The following is a 5,320-nucleotide window of genomic DNA, read 5'->3' as shown; positions in this document are numbered from 1 at the left end:
TCAGGCCCCGCCCACGGCCCCCGCGGGCAGCTCCGCGCGCAGGTCGGGCAGGGCGTGCGCACCCACCGCGCCCGCACCCACCGCGCCCGCACCCGGCCCGCCCGCACCCGGCCCGCCCCCGACCGCCCACGCCGGCCCGTCGGGGTGGGCGAACTCCGCCACCGACGCCGGCAGCATCTCGGTGCTCGCGCCGGGCAGCACGGGCAGCACGTAGGCCCCGCCGCGCACGACGGCGGGGTCGAGGAAGTGCTCGTGCAGGTGGTCGACCCACTCCACGACGCGGCCCTCCAGCGTCGCGCTGACGCTGAGGTAGTCGAAGAACGACAGGTGGCGCACGACCTCGCACAGGCCCACACCACCCGCGTGCGGGCAGACCGGCAGGCCGTGCTTGGCCGCCAGCAGCAGGATCGCGACGTTCTCGTTGACGCCCGCGACCCGGCACGCGTCGATCTGCACGACCTGCACGCCGCCGGCGGCCATGAGCTGCTTGAAGACCACCCGGTTTTGCACGTGCTCGCCGGTGGCGACCTCGACGGGCGCGACGGCCTGCGCGATCGCGCGGTGCCCCAGCACGTCGTCGGGCGAGGTGGGCTCCTCGATCCAGCGGATGCCGAACCGCGCCAGCTCGCGGACCCGGTCGATCGCCTCGGGCACCTCCCAGCGCTGGTTGGCGTCGACGGCCAGCGCCACGTCCGGCCCGATCGCCTCCCGGGCCAGCCGGCAGCGGCGCACGTCCTCGGCGGCGTCGGCGCCGACCTTGAGCTTGACCTGGGAGAACCCCTCGGCGACGGCCTGGCGGCACAGCCGCACGAGCTTGGCGTCGCTGTAGCCCAGCCAGCCGGGCGTGGTGGTGTAGGCCGGGTAGCCCTCCCGCCGCAGGCGCTCCAGCCGCTCGGCCTTGCCGGGTTCGGCGGCGCGGAGGATGGCGACGGCCTCCTCGCGGGTGAGGGCGTCGCCGAGGTAGCGGTAGTCGACGAGGTCCGCCACCTCCTCGGGGGTCATGTCGGCCAGCACCTGCCACAGCGGCTTGCCCTCGCGCTTGGCGCGCAGGTCCCACAGCGCGTTGAGCACGGCGCCGGTGGCCATCTGGACGACGCCCTTCTCCGGGCCCAGCCAGCGCAGCTGCCCGTCGGCGACGAGGAGGCGGGCGGTGGCGCCGAGGTCGCCGAGCAGCTCCTCGACGCGGCGGCCGACGAGCTGGGCCGCGACCAGCTCGATCGCGGCGACCTGCACGTCGTTGCCGCGACCGGTGGTGAAGGCGAAGCCGTGGCCCTCGAGCCCGTCACCGGCGTCGGTGTGCAGCACGACGCAGGCGGCGGAGTAGTCCGGCTCGGGGTTCATCGCGTCGGAGCCGTCGAGGAACCGCGAGGTCGGGAAGCGCACGTCGCGGGTGCTGACTCGTGTGATCACTGGGGGCTGGCTGGGCACGGGACCTCGTTCCCTCGCCGGGTCCCGCGCACCAAGGGCGACGAGACATCCGATGTCTGGAGCCAGGGAGCATGCCAGAACCTCGTCCATCGCGGGAGCCCCCACCGCATCTGCCCACTCGTGCACGCTCCTCGACGGCCGCATCCCAACCTGCATCGGCCCTGGACCACCGGGATCATCTGATGTTCAATGCCATCGGCACGGGGGCCGGGAGCCGTCCACCCCGGTGCGCCCCACGAGAGAGGTCCCCGATGCACCTGCTGCGCCTCGGCCCGCCCGGCCGCGAGGTCCCCGCCGTCGCCGACTCCGGCCGCACCCACGACCTGGCACCCGTCTGCGCCGAGGTCGGCGTGCGCGACGTGGACGGCGCCTTCCTCGCCGCCGGCGGCGTCGAGCGCACCAGCGCCGTCCTCGCCGCCGGCACCCTCCCCGAGCTCGCCGGGGCCGCCGGCATGCGCGTCGGCGCGCCCGTCGCCCGCCCCGGCGCCGTGCTCTGCATCGGGCAGAACTACGCCGCCCACGCCGCCGAGTCCGGGGCGGCGCCCCCGGACAGCCCCATCCTCTTCCTCAAGCACCCCGGCACCGTCGTCGGCCCGCACGACGACGTGCTCATCCCCCCGGGCGCGAAGAAGGTGGACTGGGAGGTCGAGCTCGCCGTCGTCATCGGCCGCCGCGCCCGCTACCTGCGCTCCCCCGAGGAGGCCGCCGCGCACATCGCCGGCTACGCCGTCTCCAACGACGTCTCCGAGCGCGACTACCAGCTCGCCGAGTCCGGCGGGCAGTGGTCCAAGGGCAAGTGCTGCGAGACGTTCAACCCGCTCGGCCCGTGGCTGGTGCCCGCCGAGGACCTGCCCGCCGACGTGCAGTCCCTCGGCCTGCGCTCGGCGGTCAACGGCGAACCCCGCCAGGACTCCAGCACCGCCGACATGGTCTTCAGCGCCGCGGTCCTCGTGCACCACCTCAGCCAGTACCTCGTCCTCGAGCCCGGCGACGTCGTCAATACCGGCACCCCCGAGGGGGTCGCGCTCTCCGGCCGCTTCCCCTACCTCGGCGCCGGCGACGTCGTCGAGGTCGAGGTCGACGGGCTCGGGCGCCAGCGCAGCACCGTGCGCGACGCGGAGGTCGACGCGTGAGCGCCACCGCCCCCCTCGCCCCCGGAGCCGACCCCGGAGCCGACCCCGGACGGGACTTCGCCGGCCTGGCCGCGGTCGTCACCGGCGGCGCCTCCGGCCTCGGCCTGGCCACCGCGAAGCTGCTGGCCGCCCGCGGCGCGCGGGTCGTCGTGCTCGACCTGCGCCCCGAGGACCTGCCCGCGCCGCTGGAGGGCGAGCGCTGCGACGTCGGCGACGACGCCTCCGTGCGGCGGGCCGTGGCCGCGGCCGTCGAGCGCACCGGCCGCCTCGACGTCGTCGTCAGCAACGCCGGCATCGGGGCCCGCGGCAGCGTCGAGGCCGGTCCGGACGAGGGCTGGGAGGCGGAGTGGGCTCGGGTCCTCGACGTCAACGTCACCGGCACCGCCCGCGTCGTGCGCGCCTGCCTGCCGCACCTGCGCCGCTCCCCGGCCGCGGCCGTCGTCGTCACGTGCTCCATCGCCGCCACCGCCGGCCTGCCGCAGCGCGCCCTGTACTCCGCCTCCAAGGGCGCCGTGCTCGCCCTCACCCGCGCCATGGCCGCCGACCACCTCGCCGACGGCGTCCGGGTGAACTGCGTCAACCCCGGCACCGCCGACACCCCCTGGGTGCAGCGCCTGCTCGACGCCGCCGACGACCCCGCCACCGAACGCGCCGCGCTGGAGGCCCGCCAGCCGCTGGGGCGCCTCGTCAGCGCCGAGGAGGTCGCCTTCGCCGTGGCCTCCCTCGCCAGCCCGCTGGCCTCCGCCACCACCGGCACCGCGCTGGAGGTCGACGGCGGCATGGCCGGGCTGCGGCTGCCCCCGCGGCGGCAGCCGTGAGCACCGCCACCGGCCGGCCGGTGCGGCCCGTGGGGGGCACCGGCCTGGCGGTGACCACCCTCGGCTTCGGCGCCGGCCCGCTCGGCGGCCTGTTCGACCCCGTCTCCGACGAGGACGCCCACGCCGCGCTGGAGGCCGCCTGGCAGGCGGGGGTCCGCTACTTCGACGTCGCCCCGCACTACGGCGCCGGGCTCGCCGAGCAGCGCCTGGGCGCCTTCCTCGCCACCAAGCCGCGCGAGGAGTACGTCGTCTCCACCAAGGTCGGCCGCCTGCTCGTCGACGACACCACCATCGACACCGCGCAGCCGCAGCAGGACTTCCGCGACGGCCTCGCCAAGCGCCGGGAGTGGGACTTCTCCGCCGCCGGCGTGCGCCGCAGCCTCGAGGAGAGCCTGCAGCGCCTCGGCCTGGACCGCGTCGACGTCCTCTACGCCCACGACCCCCACGGGCGGGAGGAGGAGGTGCTGGCCACCGGCCTGCCGGAGCTGGCCCGGATGCGGCAGGAGGGCCTCGTCTCCGCGGTGGGCGCCGGCGTGGACGACGTGCGGATGCAGCTGCGCTTCGCCCGCAGCGGCCTGGCCGACGTCCTGCTCGTCGCCGGGCGCTGGACGCTGCTGGAGCGCAGCGCCGGCGAGGAGCTGCTGCCCGAGTGCCTGCAGCGGGGCATCGCCGTCGTCGTCGGCGGCGCGCTGAACTCCGGGGTGCTGGCCGACCCCTCCCCCGGTGCCCGCTTCGACTACGCCCCCGCCCCCGAGCACGTGCTGGCCGCCGCCCGCGCCCAGCAGGAGGTCTGCGCCCGGCACGGCTGCACGCTGCTGCGGGCGGCCCTGCAGTTCCCGCTGCGCCACCCGGCGGTCGTCAGCGTCCTCGTCGGGGTGCGCAGCGCCGCGGAGGCGCGGGCCGCGGCCGCCGACCTCGCCGCGCAGGTCCCCGAGCAGCTGTGGGCGGAGGTCGAGCCCTTCGCGCTGCCGCCGCGGACCGCGCGGTGAGCGGGCCCGGCGGCGCCGCCGAGGTGGTCGACGCCCACCACCACGTCTGGGACCTCGCCGTCCGCCCGCAGCCGTGGATCGACCCGGTGGGCATGGCGCCGATCGCCCGCTCCTTCGGCGCCGCCGACCTGCACGAGGCCGCCGCCGGGCTGGGCGCCACCGGCCGCGCCCGGGTGGTGGCCGCCGTCGTCGTGCAGACCGTCCGGGACGCGGCCGAGACGCCGGAGCTGCTGGACCTGGCCGCCGCCGACCCGCTCGTGGCCGCGGCCGTGGGCTGGGTCGACCTCACCGGCGACGACCCCCGCGAGCTGGCGGCGCTGGCCCTGGACCCCGCGCGCCCGCTGCTGGCGGGGGTGCGCGCCCAGGCGCAGGAGGAACCCGACCCCGGGTGGCTGGACCGGCCCGACGTGCGCGCGGGCATCGCCGCGGCGGGCCGGGCCGGGCTGGTCGTGGACCTGCTCGTCACCGCCCGGCAGCTGCCCGCGGCGGTGCGCTGCGTCCACGACCTCGACGGCGTCCGCTTCGTGCTCGACCACCTCGGCAAGCCGCCGGTGGCCGCCGGGCACCTGCAGCCGTGGGCCGGGCGGTTGCGGGAGCTGGCCCGCGCCCCGCACGTGGTGGCCAAGGTGTCGGGCCTGGTCACCGAGGCGGACACCTCGGGCTGGTCCGCCCCGCAGCTGCGGCCGTGGGTGCAGGTGGCGCTGGAGGCGTTCGGCCCCGACCGCCTCGCCGTGGGCTCGGACTGGCCGGTGTGCCTGCTCGCCGGGTCCTACGCCGACGTGCTCGGCGCGACCCTGGAGTGCCTGGCGCCGCTGTCGGGGGCCGAGCGGGCGGCGGTGCTGGCGGGCACCGCGCGCCGGGTGTACGCCCTGCCCGGGCCGGGCGCCCCGCGCGATCCTCGGCCCTGAGCCGCGGGTCTCAGCCCTGAGCGCCGCCCCCGCGGCCGCGCCCG

At 77.4% G+C, this 5,320-nt stretch carries 5 protein-coding genes; 4 read left to right on the top strand and 1 reads right to left on the bottom strand.

Annotated features, from left to right (window positions below):
* Nucleotides 1-1,428 (bottom strand): enolase C-terminal domain-like protein, encoded by a 1,428-nt coding sequence (locus ABEB16_RS14775; protein ID WP_425560201.1) that lies wholly within the window; start codon nt 1,426-1,428, stop codon nt 1-3.
* 251 nt (nt 1,429-1,679) lie between these two features.
* On the opposite strand from ABEB16_RS14775, the gene ABEB16_RS14770 reads away from it, so the two are divergent.
* From ABEB16_RS14770 to ABEB16_RS14755, 4 genes are read left to right on the top strand one after another with little or no spacing between them, the layout of a single operon-like run.
* A complete protein-coding gene (locus ABEB16_RS14770; RefSeq protein ID WP_345712998.1) occupies nt 1,680-2,561 on the top strand; it encodes a fumarylacetoacetate hydrolase family protein in 882 nt (293 codons plus the stop codon).
* A complete protein-coding gene (locus ABEB16_RS14765) occupies nt 2,558-3,379 on the top strand; it encodes an SDR family NAD(P)-dependent oxidoreductase (protein ID WP_345712997.1) in 822 nt (273 codons plus the stop codon). The genes ABEB16_RS14770 and ABEB16_RS14765 overlap by 4 nt, the downstream gene beginning before the upstream one ends.
* A complete protein-coding gene (locus ABEB16_RS14760; RefSeq protein ID WP_345712996.1) occupies nt 3,376-4,368 on the top strand; it encodes an aldo/keto reductase in 993 nt (330 codons plus the stop codon). The genes ABEB16_RS14765 and ABEB16_RS14760 overlap by 4 nt, the downstream gene beginning before the upstream one ends.
* Nucleotides 4,365-5,276: an amidohydrolase family protein gene (locus ABEB16_RS14755; RefSeq protein WP_345712995.1), complete on the top strand. Its 912-nt coding sequence runs from the start codon at nt 4,365-4,367 to the stop codon at nt 5,274-5,276. The genes ABEB16_RS14760 and ABEB16_RS14755 overlap by 4 nt, the downstream gene beginning before the upstream one ends.
* Nucleotides 5,277-5,320 lie beyond the last annotated feature (44 nt).

It is taken from the genome of Kineococcus glutinatus (assembly GCF_039542765.1).
Taxonomy (GTDB): Bacteria; Actinomycetota; Actinomycetes; order Actinomycetales; family Kineococcaceae; genus Kineococcus_A; species Kineococcus_A glutinatus.
Note: the sequence above shows the minus strand (reverse complement) of the source record. Positions and strands in the feature narration are given on the sequence as shown.

What these genes read in the sequence shown, in the direction of transcription:
- ABEB16_RS14770 (WP_345712998.1), top strand. Translation starts at nt 1,680, where the DNA reads ATGCACCTGCTGCGCCTCGGCCCGCCCGGCCGCGAGGTCCCCGCCGTC.